The sequence below is a fragment of the Dickeya sp. MK7 genome (assembly GCF_000406305.1).
Lineage (GTDB): Bacteria > Pseudomonadota > Gammaproteobacteria > Enterobacterales > Enterobacteriaceae > Dickeya > Dickeya fangzhongdai.
The window spans coordinates 1,344,264-1,363,040 of sequence record NZ_CM001984.1; the positions used below are offsets into that span (position 1 = coordinate 1,344,264).

Here is an 18,777-nt window from a genome sequence, read left to right on the forward strand (position 1 = left end):
GACCGGCGTCATGGACGACGCCAGCGAGGTTTAGTTTTCTTGTTCCGCCAGCTGCGCCAGCAGTATTTGTTCGATCAGTTCACTGCGGCTGATGTTTTTTTGCTCAGCCAACGCATTCAAAATGTCTACCGCTTCACTATTGATTTTCAGCTCAACGCGACGCAGACCTCGCACCCGGTCACGCCGTAACTGATTGCGTTTATTGATCCGTAACTGCTCGTCGCGGGAGAGCGGGTTGGTTTTGGGCCGCCCCGGACGACGCTCGTTCGCGAACAGATCCAGCGTGGTGCGATCCGTTTGTTCTTTTGCCATAGATAATGGTACTGCAAGAAATTCGGCCAAAACGCCGCTTTTGATCACCGGGATTCGAACACCGGGGTAATCCGTCGCTTTCGGCAACTCAGGCCGCGTTTTGATGAAATGTGGTTAACGATGCAAGTGGCCAGACAGCCGTCCCTCAATACTGCGCGCGCCATGATACCCCAGCCGTTGCGGTGGCGACAACGGTTTACTGGAGGGCGGCGCGCAATTAAACCGTAGATTGACTCCGGTTGGCGCCGATGTCCGGCAGCCGAGATTCCGACGTTGCCTGCTGCGTTATCAGTCGGCGGCCAGGAAACGGTGGATGGCGCGCAGCACCGCTTCCGGTTTTTCCGCATGAACCCAGTGGCTGGCGCCGCTCACCACGTGCGCTTTGGCGGCAGGGAACTGGCGCAGCAGCGCATCGCGATAGCGATCGTCCAGGTAAGGCGACTCGCTGCCGCGGATAAACAGGATCGGGCCGGGCCAGGCGGGCACCTCTTGCCAGCCAACGATGTGTTCGTACTGATCCCACAATACCGGCACGTTAAAGCGCCATTCTCCCTGCTGGAAAGACTTCAGCAAAAACTGGACGACGCCTTCTTCTCCCGGCAGGTAATCACGCATGATTTCCGCGGCTTTGGCGCGCTGCTCCACGCCAGCATCGCTAACGGCGCGAATGGCGGCGAAAACGTTGTCGTGACGACGCACCTGATAGTCCACCGGCGCGATATCAATCGCCACAATGCGCTCGATACGCCCGGCAAGCATTTCGGTCAGCGCCATCGATACCTTTCCCCCCATCGAGTGACCGACCAGAATCACACGCTCCAGCCCCAGTTCGTCGATCAGTTCACGCACATCCTGCGCCATCGCCGGGTAGTTCATCTCCGGAGAGCGGGGCGACAGCCCGTGGTTGCGCAGATCAATCTGCAACGTATCGTGGTGTTTTTGCAGGTCGCGGGCCAGAACGCCAAGATTGTCCAGATTGCCAAACAAGCCGTGAATGAGAATAACCGGTAACCGGTTCTGCGGGTGTTGCGCGTTTTGCCAGCGATAATTCAATTTCATGGTGAAGTTCATTCAGAGAGACAGTGGCTTAGGGTATCATGACTTTACCATGACGCTTCGCCGCAGGGTAAACTCTGTCGGGCAGCGCTCGTCGGGGCAGGGGATAGAAAGCCGCATTCATGGAACAGGGATGCGTGCGCAAATTCAGGATAATCCTGAATTTGGCGTCACCGGCGTCTGACGCTGTTCGCGGGTTGCACATAGCCTGTATAATTCCTGATGATTGATTAAAGACATAAAACAGTACTGGATAAAAATGAAAACTATTGAGGTCGACGACGAGCTTTACCGTTATATCGCCAGCCACACTCAGCATATCGGCGAGAGTGCATCGGATATTTTACGGCGCATGCTGAAATTCAGCGGCGCGCAGCCAGCCGCCGCGGCAACTCCGTCGCCAGCGGCGTCGACAATCGCCCAGCCTGCGGCCGCACAGCCGTCTCGTGACCGGGTAAGAACCGTGCGCGAGTTGCTGCTGTCGGACGAATATGCCGAGCAGAACAAGGCGGTCAATCGTTTTCTGCTGGTACTGTCCACCCTGCATCGCCTGTCGCCGGAAGCGTTTGCGGCTGCTACCGAATCGCTGCATGGCCGCACCCGCGTCTATTTTGCCGCCGACGAGCAGACCTTGTTGCTGCACGGCGCTCAGACCAAACCCCGGCACATCGACGACACGCCTTACTGGGTTATCACCAACACCAATACCGGTCGCAAACGCAGCATGATCGAGTACATCATGCTGGCGATGCAGTTCCCGCCGGAACTGACTGAGAAAGTTTGCGGCACTATTTAAATCACTGCGTCAGGAAGAAACGCCAATGGCTAATCACCCGAGAGCCGGACAACCTACCCGGCAAAGCGACCTGATTAATGTCGCACAGTTGACGTCCCAGTATTATGTGTTGCGCCCGGATGTCACCAATCCGGCTCAGTCGGTTAAATTCGGCACCTCCGGGCATCGCGGTTGCGCCGCCCGCCACAGCTTCAATGAAGCCCATATTCTGGCGATTGCTCAGGCGATTGCCGAAGAGCGTAGCCGTCAGGGCATCACGGGGCCGTGCTACGTGGGGAAAGATACCCATGCGTTGTCCGAGCCGGCGTTTATCTCGGTGCTGGAAGTGCTGACGGCCAACGGCGTTGACGTCATTGTTCAGCAGGATAACGGTTTTACCCCGACGCCGGCGGTGTCGAACGCGATTCTGGTGCACAATCGTCAGGGCGGCGCGCTGGCGGACGGCATCGTGATTACCCCTTCCCATAACCCACCGGAAGACGGCGGCATCAAATATAACCCGCCTAACGGCGGCCCGGCGGACACCAACCTCACCAGCGTGATTGAGAAACGCGCCAACGCGCTGCTGGCGGACAATCTGCGCGACGTGAAACGTCAGTCGCTGGATAAGGCGCGCCTGAGCGGTCATCTGCACGAGCGCGATTTGGTTGAACCGTATGTCGAGGCGCTGGGCGAGGTAGTGGACATGGCGGCGATTCAGCGCGCCGGCCTGAAACTCGGCGTCGATCCGCTCGGCGGCTCCGGCATTGCCTACTGGCAGCGCATCGCCGAGCGCTACCAGCTGGACCTGACGCTGGTTAACGACGCCGTCGATCAGACCTTCCGTTTCATGACGCTGGATCACGATGGCGTGATCCGCATGGACTGCTCGTCCGTGTCGGCGATGTCTGGTCTGCTGGCGCTGCGCGACAAGTTTGATCTGGCTTTCGCCAACGATCCGGATTATGACCGTCACGGTATCGTCACCCCGGCCGGGTTGATGAACCCGAACCACTATCTGGCGGTGGCTATCAACTACCTGTTCCGTCATCGCCCGCAGTGGAGCGAGTCGGTGGCGGTCGGCAAAACGCTGGTGTCCAGCGCCATGATCGACCGGGTGGTAGCGGATCTCGGCCGTAAACTGGTGGAAGTGCCGGTTGGTTTCAAATGGTTTGTAGACGGCCTGTTCGACGGGACATTGGGCTTCGGCGGCGAAGAGAGCGCCGGCGCGTCGTTCCTGCGGTTTGACGGCAAACCGTGGTCGACTGACAAAGACGGCATCATCCTGTGTCTGCTGGCGGCGGAAATCACCGCGGTGACCGGCAAAAACCCGCAGCAGCACTATGATGCGCTGGCCGAGCGTTTTGGCGCGCCGAGCTACAACCGTTTGCAGGCGCCGGCGACGCACGCGCAGAAAGCGGCGTTGTCTAAACTGTCGCCGGAAATGGTGTCCGCCAGCACGCTGGCAGGCGACCCGATCACCGCTCGTCTGACCGCTGCGCCCGGCAATGGCGCGTCGATTGGCGGCCTGAAGGTGATGACCGACAACGGCTGGTTTGCCGCGCGCCCGTCCGGCACGGAAGAGGCTTACAAGATTTACTGCGAAAGTTTCCTCGGCGCGGAGCACCGCGAGAAAATCGAGAAAGAAGCGGTTGAGATTGTCAGCGCGGTGTTGAGCAGCGCGAAGTAACGGGTCAACCCGGTTGAAAAGCAGGGCGCTGTGTCAACAGCGCCTTTTTTATGCCTGCGGCCAGTCGTTTATCCCAACGCCACCAACAGCGCGCCGGCGGAAATCAGCGCGACGCCAACCCCGGCCAACAGCGACACTTTTTCTCCCAGCAGCAGCGCCGCCAGAATCACCGCGAACACCACGCTCAGTTTGTCGATGGGCGCCACCTGCGCGACGGTGCCGCTTTTTAGCGCCATAAAATAAAACAGCCAGGACAGCGCGCCCGCCACGCCGCTCAGCACGATGAACACCATCGCCTTGTGGTTGGCAAGTACGGTGCCGAACAACGATGTTTTGCCCTGTGCTACCACTACGCCGACCAGAAACAGCGCCATGATCACCGCACGAATGGCGGTGGCGGTATTGGCGTCCAGCTGTTGCAGGCCGATTTTGCCAAACAGCGCCACTAGCGCGGCGCACAACGCCGACAGCAAGGCGTAAAGTAACCAGCTACTCATTGATATTTTTCTCGCGGATAAAAATCAGGATGCTACGCCTGACGCGGGCGGGGCGCCAGCGGCATAAATCAGTAAAGGACGCAAACTAGGGCATAAACCGGTAGCCGATGGCGGTCTCGGTCAGAAAGTGACGCGGGCGGGCCGGGTCGTGTTCCAGTTTTTGACGCAAATGACCCATGTAGATACGCAGATAATGGCTGTGCTCCACCGCGTTAGGACCCCAGACCTGATTGAGCAGTTGGCGCTGCGTCAGCACCTTGCCGGGGCTGGCGAGCAGGGTGGTCAGCAGCCGGAATTCAATCGGCGTCAGGTGCAGTTCCTGCTGGTCGCGCATGACCTGACGATTGACCAAATCCACCGTGACGTTCGAAAAGCTAATGAGCGGGGTTTCCTGCTGGGAGGCGCTGAAACGGCGCAGCGCCACCCGAACCCGTGCCAGCAACTCGCCGATGCCGAACGGTTTGGTGAGGTAATCATCGGCGCCGGCGTCCAGCGCGTCTATCTTGTCCTGCTCGTCGGTACGGGCGGACAGCACGATAACCGGAATCGCGCTCCACTGGCGCAGATCCCGGATGTAATCAATACCGTCGCCGTCGGGCAGACCCAGATCGAGAATAATCAGATCCGGTTTACGGGTCGCGGCTTCGATCAGTCCCCGTTGCAGCGTTTCAGCGTCGAATACGCGACAGCCTTCGTTCTCCAGCGCGTTGCGGACAAAACGCCGGATCTCTTTCTCATCTTCTACGATCAGGATGTTGGTCTGTAACAGGGTCAGGACTCCATCTCTTCAGGTTCGAGCGCCGGCGGCGGCGCCAGCGGCAAAGTAAAGTGGAACACCGCACCGCCGTCATCCGCGTTGGTGGCCCAGATTCGTCCGCCGTGAATTTCCACAATGGCCCGGCAGATTGCCAGCCCCAGACCGACGCCGGGAATGGAAGATTCTTTGTGCCCGCGGGCGAACTTGTCAAAAATCATTCTTTCCTGACCTTCGGGGATGCCGGGGCCGTTATCCCGCACCTGCACTTCCAGCATATCGCCGGAGGTCGGGGAGGAAACCTGGCCGGCTGAAACGGTGATCGTCGCCTGCTCGCCTGCGTATTTGATGGCGTTTTCCAGCAGGTTGATCAACACCCGTTCGATCAGGCTGGCGTCGCAGTACACCAGGGTCATGTCCTGCGGCAGCCGTAAATGAATAGTATTGTTTGCCAGCGAATTTTCCAACTGCCGCAACGCGCTTCCGGCGAGTTCTTCCAGCGTTTGCCACTCTTTGCGCAAATTGAAGCCGTCGGACTGGATGCGCGCCATATCCAGCAGGTTGTTGACCAGCCGGGTGGTACTGAGGATGTGCTGGCGGATCTGGCTGGCCTGCGGCGCATAGGGCGAGCCTTCGGACGCCAGGTTAAGCGTCAGGATTTCCGCCTGACCAAACAGCACCGTCAATGGGGTACGCAAATCATGGGACAGGGCGGCCAGCAGCGAATTACGTAGCTGCTCGCGTTCGGCGTCCAGCCGCGCGTTTTCGGTGCTTTTGACCAGATGCAAACGCTCCAGCGCGTTGGCGATCAATACCGTGAAGGTTTCCAGCATGCGTTGTTGTTCCGGAATCATCAGCTGGCGAACATTATTCGGCTCGATGGCGATGACGCCGAAGGTCAGTTGCGGCGTCGCCAGCGGCAGCAGCTGATACGGCACGCCCGGCAGGGTCGTGGTGCCGGCTCCGGCGGGGGCGGCGTGATCGTAGCTCCAGCGGGCGATGGCCTGATCGACGATCAGTTGATCGGGTTCGTCGAGCGCGGCCTGTTGCAGCTCTGCCGTCGGGGAGGATACCGGCTCGGCCAGCAGAATGGCGATCTTGGCCTGAAAGGTGGAACGCAGGAAATGGTGACTGGCTTTGGCGATATCCTGCACCGACAGGCTGCGGTTGAGCGCCTTGGACATTTCGTACAGATGCCGCACCCGTTGCTCACGGTAGCGGGCGACGCGGGCCTGATAACGCACGCCGGCGGTTAGATTCCCCACCAGAATACCGATGGTCAGCATCACCGCAAACGTGACCAGATACTGAACGTCCGCTACCGCGAATGTCCCTTTGGGCACCACAAAAAATAGATCGAAACTGGCGACGTTGATGACCGCGGCGAACACCGACGGCCAGCGGCCATAAAACAGCGCGATGATCACCACCGCCAGCAGGTAGAGCATGACCAGATTGACCGGCTCCAGCATGGAGAACGGCGACCACAGCGCCAGCAGCGTAATCAATGTGCAGAGCAGGGCGGCGACGCCGCAGCCGTACAGCTGCAACCGCCATTTGTCGGTGATTCCCCGGATATCCGGGGTCTTGGGCGGAGGCGGCGCGGCGTCGTCTTGCACCGATACCACGACCAAATCGAGGTCAGGCCCTAACTTGCCGAGTTTCTCGGCGAAGCGGGTGCGGCGCCACCAGCCGAGTTTCTGTTCGGGGTGACGGCCAATCACGATCTTGCCCAGATTGTGCTCGCGGGCATAGCGCAGTACCGCGCGCTCCACCGACGGGTCGGAAAGGGTGGCGGTCTCCGCCCCCAGATCCTGCGCCAGTTTCAGCGCGCGCAGGATCGCCCGTCGTTCGCCTTCCGGCAGACGGTGCAGGCGCGGCGTTTCGACGTAAACCGCGTGCCAGATGCTGCCCAGACGGGCGGCCAGACGGGCGGCGGTGCGCACCAGCTTTTCGTTGCCCGCGCCGCGGCCGATGCACAGCAGGATAGCGTCGCGGGTATGCCAGACTCGTTCGCGTCCCTGACTGGCGCGCATCGCCCGCATCTGGTCGTCCACCCGGTCGGCCATACGCCGCAGCGCCAGTTCGCGCAGAGCAAGCAGGTTGCCTTTGCGAAAGAAGTTTTCGATGGCGCGTTCCGCCTGCATCGGCAGGTAAACTTTGCCTTCATTGAGGCGCTGGCGCAGGTCGTCAGGCGGCAGGTCCACCAGCACCACTTCATTGGCGTCGTCAAAAATCGGGTCCGGGACGGTTTCCCGCACCCGGATGCCGGTCACGCCGCCGACGATATCGTTCAGGCTTTCCAGGTGCTGCACGTTGACGGTGGTGAACACGTCGATACCGGCGTCCAGCAGTTCCTGCACGTCCTGCCAGCGTTTGGGATGACGGGAACCACGGATGTTGCTGTGCGCCAGTTCATCGATCAGGATCAGCGCCGGGCAGCGCGCCAGCGCCGCGTCCAGATCGAATTCATGGTGATGACGGCCGTAATGGCTGATTTTCTTCATCGGCAAATGCGGCAGCCCCTCCACCAGCGCAGCGGTTTCGCTGCGCCCGTGGGTTTCCACCACCCCGACCAGCACATCCAGCCCCTGGGCCTTCAGGCGCTGCGCTTCCTGCAACATGGCGTAGGTTTTCCCGACCCCGGCGCAGGCGCCGAAGAAGATTTTCAGTTTGCCGCGCGGCTGTTCTTCAATCTGGCTCAGCAGGCTGTCCGGGTCGGGTCGACGCTGTTCCTCGTCGGTCATTTCTGTTCCTCGTAGGGTGGGCCCTTAATCAGGGAAGCGGTTTAAGCTGGTCTAACGCCATATTCAATTCTACGACATTCACCACCGGCGTTCCGATAAATGCGGGCCACGGCGTGCGCGTATAGCGATTGATCAACTGTTCTACCTGATCCTGCGTCAGACCGCGCGCTTTGGCGACCAGTCCGGCCTGATAGTCGGCGGCCGACACTGAAATGTGCGGGTCCAGGCCGCTGGCCGAAGCGGTGACCAGCTCCACCGGTACCGGCGCGTTGTCGCCGCGGCGCTGGTGCCAGGCCGCGACGTTCTGACTGACAGCTTTGTCCAGCGCCGGGTTGCTGACGGCGAGGTTGCTGCCGCCGGACGCCATCGCGTTGTAGGCGCTGTCCGACGTGGCGGACGGGCGGCTCTGGAAGTACCCGTCACGGCTGAACGCTTGCCCAATCAGCGACGAACCGACCGCTTCGTCCTGCCGGTACAGCAGGGAACCGTTGGCCTGCACCGGGAACAGCCATTGCCCCAGCGCGGTGACCAGCAACGGGTAGCCGACGCCGGTGATCAGGGTCATCAGCAGTAATAAAACCAGTGAAGAACGGACATAATTCATGATAATTACCTTCAGTTACGCCAGCCCGGTGACAGTCAGGAGCACGTCGATTAGTTTGATGCCGACGAACGGCACCAGCAGACCGCCCAGCCCGTAAATCCACAGGTTGCGGCTCAGCAGCGCCGCGGCGCTCATGGGTTTATAACTGATCCCTTTTAGCGCCAGCGGGATCAGAAACACGATAATCAACGCGTTGAAGATCACCGCCGACAGCATCGCCGAGGCAGGGGAGTGCAGTTGCATCACGTTTAGCGCGTTCAACTGCGGATAGGTGGCGGCAAACGCGGCCGGAATGATGGCGAAATATTTGGCTACGTCGTTGGCGATGCTGAACGTGGTCAGCGAACCACGGGTCATCAGCATCTGCTTGCCGATATGCACCACCTCGATAAGCTTGGTGGGGTTGGAATCCAGATCCACCATGTTGCCGGCCTCTTTGGCCGCCTGAGTGCCGGAGTTCATCGCCACCGCCACGTCGGCCTGCGCCAGCGCCGGGGCGTCGTTGGTGCCGTCGCCGGTCATCGCCACCATGCGGCCTTCCGCCTGATACTGGCGAATCAGCGCCAGTTTGGCTTCCGGCGTGGCTTCCGACAGAAAATCGTCCACGCCCGCTTCGGCGGCAATGGCGGCGGCGGTCAGCGGGTTATCGCCGGTGATCATAACGGTCTTGATGCCCATGCTGCGCAGTTCGGCGAAACGCTCCTTGATACCGCCTTTGACGATATCTTTCAGCGCCACCACGCCCAGTACGCGCTTGCCTTCGGCGACCACCAGCGGGGTGCCGCCCTGACGCGCCACGCCGGCGACGGCGTCTTCCACTTCCGCCGGGAACTGGCCCTGATTGGCTTCAATGTAACGTCGCAGCGCGTCCACCGCGCCTTTGCGGATGGTGCGCCCCTGAATATTGACGCCGCTCATGCGGGTCTGCGCCGAGAAGGGCACGAAGGTGGCGTCCAGGTCCCGCAGCGCCCGTTCGCGCAGACCGAAACGCTGTTTGGCCAGCACCACGATGCTGCGGCCTTCCGGGGTTTCGTCAGCCAGCGAGGCCAGCTGCGCTGCGTCGGCCAGCGCCTGCTCGCTCACGCCCGGCGCCGGCAGAAACGCGGAAGCCTGACGGTTGCCCAGCGTGATGGTGCCGGTCTTGTCCAGCAGCAGCACGTCGATGTCGCCGGCGGCTTCTACCGCACGGCCGCTGGTGGCGATGACGTTGGCGCCCAGCATGCGGCTCATGCCGGCGATGCCGATGGCCGACAGCAAGCCGCCGATGGTGGTGGGGATCAGGCACACCAGCAGCGCTACCAGCACGGTGATGCTAATCACCGAGCCGCTGTTGTTGGCGGTGACGCTGAACCAGGAGAACGGCGACAGCGTGGCGACCACCAGCAGGAAAATGATGGTCAGTTCCACCAGCAGGATGGTGAGCGCCACCTCGTTCGGGGTTTTGCGGCGTTTGGCGCTCTCCACCATGGCGATCATCCGGTCGATAAAGGTTTCGCCAGGGTTGACGGTGCACTGGATTACCAGCCAGTCGGACAGCACGCGGGTGCCGCCGGTCACCGAGGCGAAATCGCCGCCGGATTCACGGATCACCGGCGCGGATTCGCCGGTGATGGCGCTTTCATCCACCGAGGCGCCGCCTTCCAGCACCTCGCCGTCGCAGGGGATCATCTCGCCTGCGGACACCAGCACCACGTCGCCTTTGCGCAGGCTGTCGGCCGGCACTTTCTGGGTGGCGGCGTCATGGTGCGGCGCGGCCAGCTTGTTGGCCCAACTGGTTTTTTTCACGCCTTTGAGGGTTTCCGCCTGCGCCTTGCTGCGACCTTCCGCCAGCGCTTCGGCGAAGTTGGCGAACAGTACCGTCACCCACAGCCACAGTGAAACCGCGCCGGTGAACCCGGCGCTGCCGGCGGTTTGTCCGCTGACTATCGCCAGCCAGATACCGGCGGTCAGCAGGCTGCCGATATACACCACGAACATCACCGGATTGCGCCACTGGACGCGCGGATCGAGTTTTTTTACCGAATCCACCAGCGCGTTACGCAACAGAGCGGAATCAAAAAGCGTTTGCTGTTTACGAATCATCTTCTTTCTCCGGCTCAGTGAACCAGACTTGACTGTAAATGCTCGGCAACTGGACCGAGTGCCAGGGCAGGAATAAAGTTCAGCGCGCTAATCAGCAAAATGATGGCGATCAGCAGACCGATGAACAGCGGGCCACGGGTGGACAACGATCCCTTGGTTTCCGGCTGGCGTTTTTTCGCCACCAGCGAACCGGCGATCGCCAGCACCGGAATCAGCGACGAGAAGCGGCCCAGCAGCATCGCGATACCCAGCGTCAGGTTATAGAATGGGGTGTTGACGCTAAGGCCGGCAAAGGCGCTGCCGTTGTTGTTGGCGGCCGAGGAGTAGGCGTACAGCACCTCGCTAAAGCCATGTGCGCCGGGGTTCAGGATGCCGGCGCGGCCGGCTTCGGTGCCGAGCGCCAGCGCGGTGCCCAGCAATACCAGCGCCGGGGTGATCAGAATCGCCAGCGCCGCCATCTTCATTTCCCAGGCCTCGATTTTCTTACCGAGGTATTCCGGGGTTCGGCCGATCATCAGCCCGGCAATAAACACGGTCAGCATCACGAACACCAGCATGCCGTAGAAGCCGGAACCTACGCCGCCGAAGATCACTTCGCCAATCTGCATCAGCCACATTGGGATCAGGCCGCCCAGCGCGGTAAACGAGTCATGCATGGCGTTGACCGCGCCGCAGGAGGTGGCGGTGGTGATGGCGGCGAAAAAGGCTGACGTCAGAATGCCGAAACGGGATTCCTTGCCTTCCATGTTTTGCGCGCTGTCCGCGCCCAGCGACAACAGATGCGGATTGCCGCTCACTTCGGCGTACATCACTACCGCGGTGGCGGCGATCAGCATCAGCGACATCGCCCACAGCAGGGTATGGCCCTGATGACGGTCATTCACCACCCGGCCGAAGGTAAAGCACAGCGCCGCCGGAATCAGCAGGATGGACAGCAACTGTACGAAGTTAGTCAGCGCATTCGGGTTTTCGAACGGATGAGCCGAGTTGGCGCCTAAAAAACCGCCGCCGTTGGTGCCCAGCATTTTAATGGCTTCCTGCGAGGCCAGCGGCCCCATCGGCAGCACCTGCGATGCGCCTTCCAACGTGGTGATATGCTGGTAGGGCAGGAAGTTCTGAATACTGCCCTGACTAATGAAGAACAGGCTGAGCAGCAGTGAAATCGGCAGCAGCAGATACAGATTGATGCGCAGCAGATCCAGCCAGGCGTTGCCCAGTTCGTGGGTAGTGCGGCGTGCGAAGGCGCGCATCAGCACGAAAGCCACGGCGATGCCGGTGGCGGCAGACAGGAAATTCTGTACCGTCAGCCCCACCATCTGGCTGAAATAGCTCAGGGTATTTTCCCCGCTGTAAGCCTGCCAGTTGGTATTGGTCACAAAACTTATCGCGGTGTTGAGCGCCAGATGCCAGGACAGGCCCGGCATCTGCTGTGGGTTCAGCGGCAGATGATCCTGATACGCCAGCATCAGGAACAGCAGCACGATACCCAACAGGTTGAACACCAGAATCGCGCCGGTGTAGTGTTGCCATCCCATTTCACGGGTTGAAAAGCCACACAGCCGGGCCGCGCCCAGCTCGTAACGGCGCATGCGGCCGGTTTCGCCTTCCACCAGCCGCGCCATAAACTGGCCGAGCGGCTGTGCCAGCACCAGCAGGATCGCAAACAGGCTGACGATCAATAAAAAAGCATCGCTGGGCATCAGAATTCCTCCGCGTTGAGCAATGCATAAAAAAGATAAACCAGCAGTAGTACCACCAGCATACCGCCTGCCATCAGGCCAATATTCACAGGTCACCTCCAACGGTGTTGACTCGCTATCATCCGGTCGTTTCCCTTATCTGGCGCACCGTGCAACGGCATTAACTGGTCGGGCGCGCCTGAGAAATGGGATTCTTCCTACGGCGTTCAGGCTACGCAGAGCGGAAAAAAGAAGGTGCAAATTTCCACGAGGCAGGCGTAAAAAAAGTATAAAAATGGTGAAAGATACGTCAGTTAGGCTGCTGATATGCCAGAGAAGAGCGCAGGCGTCGGTGCATTCTGGCTGGCAGATTTTTTAGCGTGGGTTAGTGATGTGTAACCATTGAGAATCAAAAATTAACCATAATTTAACTTATTGATGTTGATGGAAAAATAGTTAATTCTCGTGTTGCTATCTGGTCCGATGAGTGTAAAATTTAATCAAAAGTAAACCGTTTAATCAGGAGGCGTTAATGATGTCCTACGTTGTTTATCCCTGGTACCGGGTCGCCTTGCGCCGCATCGGCGTGGTGTTGGTGGGGATTCTGGCGCTGCCGGTGATGCTGTGCTGGCGTGGCCGTTCCCGTTTTTACAGCTACCTGCATCGCGTTTGGCTAAAGACCAGCGATAAGCCGGTGTGGCTGGAACAGTCGGAGCATGCCGCCGGCTATTTTTACTGATTGACCCCGCTCGTTCAGGAAAGCCGCTTGGCGGCTGTTCTTCCTTTCTGTGCTGTTTGCGCTGTTATTACCGCTGGTACCCTTTTTCTTGTTTCTTTTGCTGAATATCTGACCGCTTCCCTCTGCGTAGCCGTGGCGCGCTCTGTTATGATTTTGCCAGTTAGTCGCGGCGCGGATGCGCTGACTGTAACGTTTATCTTCCGGGGAAAGCGGGATAATTCCGCTATGCTATTGAGATAGCACTCTCTTTTAATACAGGGGACACCATGACAGCCGATCTGATTCCCGTTGGCATCAGCGCCTGCCTGCTTGGCAATCCGGTGCGTTTTGATGGCGGGCATAAACGACTGGCCTTTGCCGTTGAGCAGCTTGCTCCCTATTTTCATTTTGAACCGGTATGCCCGGAGATGGCGATCGGCTTGCCGGTGCCGCGTCCGGCATTGCGGCTGGTTAAGTCGGATGAAGGGCGCCTGCGCCTGCTGGCCAGCAATGGTTCCGGGCTGGATGTGACGGACAACATGGCCGCGTTCTCCGCTGAAAAAGCGGCGGAACTGGCGCACCTGTGCGGTTATATCGTCTGCGCCAAATCGCCGAGCTGCGGTATGGAGCGGGTTAAAATTTATGATGCCGCTCAGAACAACGCGCGTAAAAGCGGGGTGGGGCTGTTTACCCAGCAAGTAAGGGAAACGTTGCCGTGGCTGCCGGTGGAAGAAGACGGTCGCCTGCATGATCCGGCGCTGCGTGAGAACTTCATTGCCCGGGTCTATGCGTTGCATGAATTCAACCAGCTATGGAAAAAAGGGTTGAGCCGCGGCGCGCTGATGAGCTTCCACAGCCGCTACAAGCTGCTGTTGCTGGCGCATTCGCAGCCGGAGTACCGCGAACTGGGGCCGTTCGTCGCCGCGATGGACCAGTGGGATTCGCTGGAGGCGTTTGCGGCGCAGTACCGGCTGCGATTTATGACGCTGCTGTCGCGCCCGGCTTCCCGGCGCAATCACACCAATGTGCTGATGCATGTGCAGGGGTATTTTCGCCGTCAGTTGACCGCCGGGCAGCGGCAGGAACTGACCCAGTTGATCGATCGCTATCGTCAGGGCATGCAGCCGTTGCTGGCACCGCTCACCCTGCTGCGCCATTACATGGCGGAGTACCCGGATGCCTGGCTGGCGCAGCAGCGCTATTTTGATCCTTACCCGGAGGCGCTGCGGTTACGTTATGGGCATTAATTTTTCAGCAGTACGTTAAGGATGGTTCATGACCACACATCTGGTCTGGTTTCGTCACGATTTACGCCTTACCGATAATCTGGCGCTGCACGCTGCCTGCCAGGATCCCGACGCACGGATTGAGGCGGTGTTTATCACCACGCCGCAACAGTGGGCCAGCCATGTCATGGCGCCGTGTCAGGCGGCGTTTCTGCTGGACAATTTGCGTGGTGTGCAACAGGCGCTGCGGGAGAAAGGCATCCCGCTGCACTACCATCAGTGCGATGATTTCGCCGCCAGTGTGCGCTGGCTGGCCGATTTCTGCCGCGAGCGTCAGGTGACGCGTCTGTTTTACAACCGTCAGTATGAATGGAATGAACGCCAGCGCGACCAACAACTGGAACAAGCGTTGACCGGCGTGACCGAATGCCGGGGATTTGACGACAGCCTGCTGTTGCCGCCCGGCAGCGTGGTCACCGGCTCCGGCGACATGTACAAGGTATTTACGCCATTTCGCGCCGCCTTTCTCAAACGATTGCAACAAAGCGATGTCGGTTCGGTGCCCGCACCGGCTGCTCGCCGACAGGGCGACATCACGCTGGCGTCGCTGGCGCCGTTCGACTATCCCCAAACCGACGTTGATGCCGATTTTCCGGCCGGCGAGCCGGCGGCCTTGCAGCGCCTGCGCCAGTTCTGCCGTGAGCAGGTGATGTTCTACCATGAACAGCGCGACCTGCCCGCGCTGGCTGTCACCAGCAAGCTGTCGCCGTATCTGGCGCTGGGGGTATTGTCGCCGCGTCAGTGTTTCAATCGCTTAACGATGGAACACCCGGACTGGCTGGTCCGGTCGGAAAGCGGCGCGTTTACCTGGTTCAATGAGCTGGTATGGCGCGAGTTTTACCGCCACCTGCTGGTGTTCAGCCCGGCGTTGTGCAAGCACCAGCCGTTTATCGGCTGGACGCGGCGTGTGGCATGGCGCAACGCGCCGGACGAACTGGCGGCGTGGCAACGGGGAGAGACTGGCTATCCCATCGTTGATGCGGCGATGCGTCAGTTGAACCAGACCGGCTGGATGCACAACCGGTTACGGATGATTTGCGCCAGTTTTTTGGTGAAAGACCTGCTGATCGACTGGCGTGAAGGCGAACGTTACTTCATGAGCCAACTGCTGGACGGCGATTTGGCCGCCAATAACGGCGGCTGGCAGTGGGCGGCATCCACCGGCACCGACGCCGCGCCTTATTTTCGTATTTTCAACCCGACGACGCAGGGCGAGCGCTTCGACCCGGAAGGCGTGTTTATTCGGCGCTGGGTACCGGAGCTGGCGCAGGTTCCGGGCAAGGCCGTTCATCAGCCTCACGACTGGGCCGTGCGCCAGCAGCGGCGCATCGACTATCCCTTGCCGATTGTCGATCACAAACAGGCGCGCACGCGCACGCTGGCGGCATTTGAAGCCGCGAAAAGCGGCGAAACGGCATGATCGCCACTGAAGACAGAAAGGAGCACAAGCTATGCGTAATACCGAACTGGAAAGCCTGATCAACGGTTTTCTCAATGTGGCGGCGTTTCAGGACTACGGGCCCAACGGGCTACAGGTGGAAGGGCGCAGCGAGGTGCGGCGCATCGTCACCGGCGTCACCGCCTGTCAGGCGTTGCTGGATGCCGCCGTGGCGCAGCAGGCCGACGCGGTGCTGGTGCATCACGGCTATTTCTGGCGCAACGAGCCGGCGGTGGTGCGCGGCATGAAACGTCAGCGCCTGAAGACCCTGTTGGCTAATGACCTCAACCTGTACGGCTACCACCTGCCGCTGGACGCCCATCCGGAAGTCGGCAACAACGCCCGGCTGGCGGCGATGCTGGGGATCCGGGTGCTGGGCGAGATTGAATCGCTGTTGCCATACGGCGAACTGCCCCAGCCTTTCAGCGGCGACGACTTGCGTCAGAGGCTGGAAACGGCGCTGGAGCGGCCGGTGTTGCATAGCGGCGACAATGCGCCTGCGCAGATCCGGCGTATCGCCTGGTGTACCGGCGGCGGGCAGAGTTTTATCGATCAGGCGGCTGACTTCGGCGTTGATGCCTTCATCACCGGCGAGGTATCGGAGAAAACCATCCACACCGCCCGTGAAATGGGGCTGCATTTCTATGCCGCCGGCCATCACGCCACCGAGCGGGCCGGGATCCGCGCGCTGGGCGAATGGCTGGCGTCGCAACATGGTTTTGACGTGACATTCATTGATATCCCTAACCCGGCGTAATTGAGCAGTCGGACGCCGTACACCATGACGGCGGCGGGATAAGACAGACAACATCAGGCTGGAGGAAGGATGCAACGCGCACGCTGTTATCTGTTGGGTGAGAAAGCGGTGGTGCTGGAACTGGAGCCGCCGCTGCGACTGGAAAGCCAGCAACGAATCTGGGGGCTGGCGGAGCGTCTGTCCGGGCACGACGACGTCAGTGAAGTCATCCCCGGTATGAATAACCTGACGGTGGTGCTCCGGCATCCGCGTCGGCAGGCGCTGGATGCTATCGAACGGCTACAGCGCTGGTGGGAAGAGAGCGAATCGCTTACCGACGTGCCACAGCGCGACGTGGCGATTCCGGTGATCTACGGCGGCGAACAAGGGCCGGATCTGAACGTGGTGGCGGAGCATTGCGGCATGACCGCGCAACAGGTGGTGGAACGTCATGCCGCCGGGCGCTATGTGGTCTACTTCCTCGGTTTCCAACCCGGTTTCCCGTATCTCGGCGGGTTGGATGAGGCGCTGTCCACGCCGCGACGCGCCGAACCTCGGGTGCTGGTGCCCGCCGGTTCGGTAGGGATCGGCGGCAGTCAGACCGGCGTTTATCCGCTCAGTACGCCGGGTGGTTGGCAACTGATTGGCCGTACCTCGCTGGCCCTGTTCCAGCCGACGCAGACGCCGCCGACGTTGTTGAGGCCGGGCGATCGGGTACGCTTTGTTCCGCAGCGGGAGGGAATATGCTGAAGATTATCCGGGCAGGATTGCAGACCACGGTGCAGGATCTCGGGCGCCCGGGGTGGCGGCAACTGGGCATCAGCCAGTGCGGCGCGCTGGATAGCCCGGCGCTGAAGCTCGCCAATCTGCTGGTGGGGAACGACACGGACACGGCGGCGCTGGAAATTACGCTGGGGCAACTGGTTGCCACCTTCACCACACCGTGCTGGATTGCGCTGACCGGGGCCGACTGTCACGCCACATTAGACGGCAAAACGCTATGGACCGGCTGGTGTTTTGCGGCGAAAGCGGGGCAGACGTTGCGCCTGCGTTCGCCACGTAACGGCATGCGCAGTTATCTGGCGCTATCCGGCGGAATCGCGGTACCGGAGGTGCTGGGATCCCGCAGCACCGACCTGAAGGCGGGAATTGGCGGGCTGGAAGGACGCCCGCTGGCGGACGGCGATACGTTGCCGCTGGGAAAACCGCGGCGTTTACCCGGCCGTTCCGTCGGGGTTAAGCAACTGCTGTTCAGCAATCGGGTGCGGGTGTTGCCGGGACCGGAGTATCAGGAGTTCAGCGAAGAGGCGCGCGACAATTTCTGGCGCACCGGCTGGCATCTCAGCCCACAGAGCAACCGTATGGGCTATCGCCTGCTGGGGCCGGAGCTGATGCGTGAAAATCACCGGGAAATGCTGTCCCACGGTCTGCTGCCGGGGGTGATTCAGGTGCCCCATAACGGCAAGCCGATTGTGCTGATGGCCGATGCCCAGACGACCGGCGGCTATCCGCGCATCGGTTGCGTGATTGAAGCTGACCTGTACAACATGGCGCAGTTGCGCCTGGGCGAACCGGTGCATTTTATTCGCTGCTCGCCGGATGACGCGCTACGGGCATTGCAGGAGCAACATCGCTATCTGGAACAACTGGCCTGGAGGCTGCATGGTAATTGATTTGAACGCCGACCTGGGAGAAGGCGGCCAGCACGATGAGGCACTGTTACAATTGGTCAGTTCCGCCAATATCGCCTGCGGTTTTCATGCCGGCGACGCCGACCTGATGCGCCAGTCGGTACGCTGGGCCATCCAGTATGGCGTGGCGATTGGCGCGCATCCGAGCTTTCCCGATCGCGAAAACTTCGGCCGTTCGGCCATGAACCTGCCGCCGGAAACGGTTTACGCGCAGGTGGTGTACCAGATTGGCGCGCTGGCGGCGATCGTTAAGGCGGAAGGCGCACGCCTGTTTCACGTTAAACCCCACGGCATGCTCTACAATCAGGCGGCGCGCGAGCCGGCGCTGGCGGATGCCATTGCCCGCGCGGTGGCGGCGGTGGATTCGTCGCTGTGTCTGGTGGGTCTGGCGGGTAGCGAGCTGATTCGTGCCGGCAAACGAGCCGGGCTGAAGACTCGTCAGGAAGTGTTTGCCGACCGCAGCTATCAGGCTGATGGCTCGCTGGTGCCGCGCGATCAGCCCTCCGCCGTGATCAGCAGCGATGAACTGGCGCTGGCTCAGACGCTGGAAATGGTGCAGCGTCAGCGGGTTCGCGCCAGCAACGGCAGTTGGGTCGCGGTACAGGCGGAAACGGTCTGTCTGCACGGCGATAACGCTCACGCGCTGATCTTCGCCCGCCGGTTACGAGAAAGCTTCACCCAGTATGGCATACAGGTTACGGCCCGATAACGG

The 18,777-nt window shown here is 60.6% G+C and carries 18 protein-coding genes; 9 read left to right on the forward strand and 9 right to left on the reverse strand.

What is annotated here, in order from left to right; genetic code table 11:
- Positions 1–30 precede the first annotated feature (30 nt).
- Positions 31–312, reverse strand: coding sequence for a LexA regulated protein (gene ybfE, locus DXXMK7_RS06050; RefSeq protein WP_033111703.1), 282 nt, complete (start codon positions 310–312; stop codon positions 31–33).
- A gap of 288 nt (positions 313–600) precedes the next feature.
- Positions 601–1,371: an esterase gene (gene ybfF / locus DXXMK7_RS06055; RefSeq protein ID WP_038918297.1), complete on the reverse strand. Its 771-nt coding sequence runs from the start codon at positions 1,369–1,371 to the stop codon at positions 601–603.
- Between the two features lie 256 nt (positions 1,372–1,627).
- On the opposite strand from ybfF, the gene seqA reads away from it, so the two are divergent.
- A complete protein-coding gene (seqA, locus tag DXXMK7_RS06060) occupies positions 1,628–2,164 on the forward strand; it encodes a replication initiation negative regulator SeqA (protein WP_038918298.1) in 537 nt (178 codons plus the stop codon).
- A gap of 25 nt (positions 2,165–2,189) precedes the next feature.
- Complete coding sequence (gene pgm, locus DXXMK7_RS06065; RefSeq protein WP_038918299.1) at positions 2,190–3,833, forward strand: phosphoglucomutase (alpha-D-glucose-1,6-bisphosphate-dependent); 1,644 nt, start codon at positions 2,190–2,192, stop codon at positions 3,831–3,833.
- 68 nt (positions 3,834–3,901) lie between these two features.
- On the opposite strand, the gene DXXMK7_RS06070 is transcribed toward pgm, so the two are convergent.
- From DXXMK7_RS06070 to kdpF, 7 genes are all read right to left on the reverse strand, one after another.
- Positions 3,902–4,330, reverse strand: a complete 429-nt coding sequence (locus DXXMK7_RS06070) for an EamA family transporter (RefSeq protein WP_038918300.1) — start codon at positions 4,328–4,330, stop codon at positions 3,902–3,904.
- Positions 4,331–4,415: 85 nt separating this feature from the next.
- Positions 4,416–5,105 (reverse strand): two-component system response regulator KdpE, encoded by a 690-nt coding sequence (gene kdpE, locus DXXMK7_RS06075; protein ID WP_038918302.1) that lies wholly within the window; start codon positions 5,103–5,105, stop codon positions 4,416–4,418.
- A complete protein-coding gene (gene kdpD, locus DXXMK7_RS06080) occupies positions 5,102–7,831 on the reverse strand; it encodes a two-component system sensor histidine kinase KdpD (RefSeq protein ID WP_038918303.1) in 2,730 nt (909 codons plus the stop codon). Before kdpD ends, kdpE begins: the two co-directional genes overlap by 4 nt.
- A 28-nt stretch (positions 7,832–7,859) precedes the next feature.
- The gene (gene kdpC / locus DXXMK7_RS06085) at positions 7,860–8,435 is read right to left on the reverse strand and encodes a potassium-transporting ATPase subunit KdpC (protein WP_038918305.1); all 576 of its coding nucleotides are present in this window, start codon (positions 8,433–8,435) and stop codon (positions 7,860–7,862) included.
- Between the two features lie 15 nt (positions 8,436–8,450).
- Positions 8,451–10,517 (reverse strand): potassium-transporting ATPase subunit KdpB, encoded by a 2,067-nt coding sequence (kdpB, locus tag DXXMK7_RS06090; protein ID WP_038918306.1) that lies wholly within the window; start codon positions 10,515–10,517, stop codon positions 8,451–8,453.
- A 14-nt stretch (positions 10,518–10,531) separates the two neighbouring features.
- Positions 10,532–12,217, reverse strand: a complete 1,686-nt coding sequence (gene kdpA, locus DXXMK7_RS06095; protein ID WP_038918307.1) for a potassium-transporting ATPase subunit KdpA — start codon at positions 12,215–12,217, stop codon at positions 10,532–10,534.
- Entirely contained in the window at positions 12,217–12,291 is a 75-nt protein-coding gene (kdpF, locus tag DXXMK7_RS06100) for a K(+)-transporting ATPase subunit F (protein WP_202428405.1), read from the reverse strand. Before kdpF ends, kdpA begins: the two co-directional genes overlap by 1 nt.
- 437 nt (positions 12,292–12,728) lie before the next feature.
- On the opposite strand from kdpF, the gene DXXMK7_RS06105 reads away from it, so the two are divergent.
- From DXXMK7_RS06105 to pxpA, 7 genes are all read left to right on the forward strand, one after another.
- Entirely contained in the window at positions 12,729–12,935 is a 207-nt protein-coding gene (locus tag DXXMK7_RS06105) for a YbfA family protein (protein ID WP_038918308.1), read from the forward strand.
- 266 nt (positions 12,936–13,201) lie between these two features.
- Positions 13,202–14,161 carry a 2-thiouracil desulfurase family protein gene (locus DXXMK7_RS06110; protein WP_038918309.1) on the forward strand — a complete coding sequence of 320 codons (960 nt, stop codon included), beginning with the start codon at positions 13,202–13,204 and terminating at the stop codon, positions 14,159–14,161.
- Between the two features lie 28 nt (positions 14,162–14,189).
- The gene (gene phrB / locus DXXMK7_RS06115; RefSeq protein ID WP_038918310.1) at positions 14,190–15,620 is read left to right on the forward strand and encodes a deoxyribodipyrimidine photo-lyase; all 1,431 of its coding nucleotides are present in this window, start codon (positions 14,190–14,192) and stop codon (positions 15,618–15,620) included.
- Positions 15,621–15,651: 31 nt separating this feature from the next.
- The gene (locus DXXMK7_RS06120; RefSeq protein ID WP_038918311.1) at positions 15,652–16,395 is read left to right on the forward strand and encodes a type 2 GTP cyclohydrolase I; all 744 of its coding nucleotides are present in this window, start codon (positions 15,652–15,654) and stop codon (positions 16,393–16,395) included.
- A gap of 69 nt (positions 16,396–16,464) precedes the next feature.
- On the forward strand, positions 16,465–17,124 hold the full coding sequence (gene pxpB / locus DXXMK7_RS06125) for a 5-oxoprolinase subunit PxpB (RefSeq protein ID WP_038918313.1): 660 nt from the start codon (positions 16,465–16,467) through the stop codon (positions 17,122–17,124).
- Positions 17,118–18,047 carry a 5-oxoprolinase subunit PxpC gene (pxpC, locus tag DXXMK7_RS06130; protein ID WP_038660834.1) on the forward strand — a complete coding sequence of 310 codons (930 nt, stop codon included), beginning with the start codon at positions 17,118–17,120 and terminating at the stop codon, positions 18,045–18,047. The genes pxpB and pxpC overlap by 7 nt, the downstream gene beginning before the upstream one ends.
- Entirely contained in the window at positions 18,037–18,774 is a 738-nt protein-coding gene (pxpA, locus tag DXXMK7_RS06135; RefSeq protein WP_038918314.1) for a 5-oxoprolinase subunit PxpA, read from the forward strand. The genes pxpC and pxpA overlap by 11 nt, the downstream gene beginning before the upstream one ends.
- The last annotated feature ends 3 nt before the right edge of the window (positions 18,775–18,777 follow it).

Coding starts and splice junctions, on each gene's coding strand:
- pgm (WP_038918299.1), top strand. CDS start 2,190: ATGGCTAATCACCCGAGAGCCGGACAACCTACCCGGCAAAGCGACCTG.
- DXXMK7_RS06110 (WP_038918309.1), top strand. CDS start 13,202: ATGACAGCCGATCTGATTCCCGTTGGCATCAGCGCCTGCCTGCTTGGC.
- phrB (WP_038918310.1), top strand. CDS start 14,190: ATGACCACACATCTGGTCTGGTTTCGTCACGATTTACGCCTTACCGAT.
- pxpC (WP_038660834.1), top strand. CDS start 17,118: ATGCTGAAGATTATCCGGGCAGGATTGCAGACCACGGTGCAGGATCTC.
- kdpD (WP_038918303.1), bottom strand. CDS start 7,831: ATGACCGACGAGGAACAGCGTCGACCCGACCCGGACAGCCTGCTGAGC.
- kdpB (WP_038918306.1), bottom strand. CDS start 10,517: ATGATTCGTAAACAGCAAACGCTTTTTGATTCCGCTCTGTTGCGTAAC.
- kdpC (WP_038918305.1), bottom strand. CDS start 8,435: ATGAATTATGTCCGTTCTTCACTGGTTTTATTACTGCTGATGACCCTG.
- ybfE (WP_033111703.1), bottom strand. CDS start 312: ATGGCAAAAGAACAAACGGATCGCACCACGCTGGATCTGTTCGCGAAC.
- pxpA (WP_038918314.1), top strand. CDS start 18,037: ATGGTAATTGATTTGAACGCCGACCTGGGAGAAGGCGGCCAGCACGAT.
- DXXMK7_RS06120 (WP_038918311.1), top strand. CDS start 15,652: ATGCGTAATACCGAACTGGAAAGCCTGATCAACGGTTTTCTCAATGTG.
- ybfF (WP_038918297.1), bottom strand. CDS start 1,371: ATGAAATTGAATTATCGCTGGCAAAACGCGCAACACCCGCAGAACCGG.
- DXXMK7_RS06070 (WP_038918300.1), bottom strand. CDS start 4,330: ATGAGTAGCTGGTTACTTTACGCCTTGCTGTCGGCGTTGTGCGCCGCG.
- pxpB (WP_038918313.1), top strand. CDS start 16,465: ATGCAACGCGCACGCTGTTATCTGTTGGGTGAGAAAGCGGTGGTGCTG.
- kdpA (WP_038918307.1), bottom strand. CDS start 12,217: ATGCCCAGCGATGCTTTTTTATTGATCGTCAGCCTGTTTGCGATCCTG.
- seqA (WP_038918298.1), top strand. CDS start 1,628: ATGAAAACTATTGAGGTCGACGACGAGCTTTACCGTTATATCGCCAGC.
- DXXMK7_RS06105 (WP_038918308.1), top strand. CDS start 12,729: ATGATGTCCTACGTTGTTTATCCCTGGTACCGGGTCGCCTTGCGCCGC.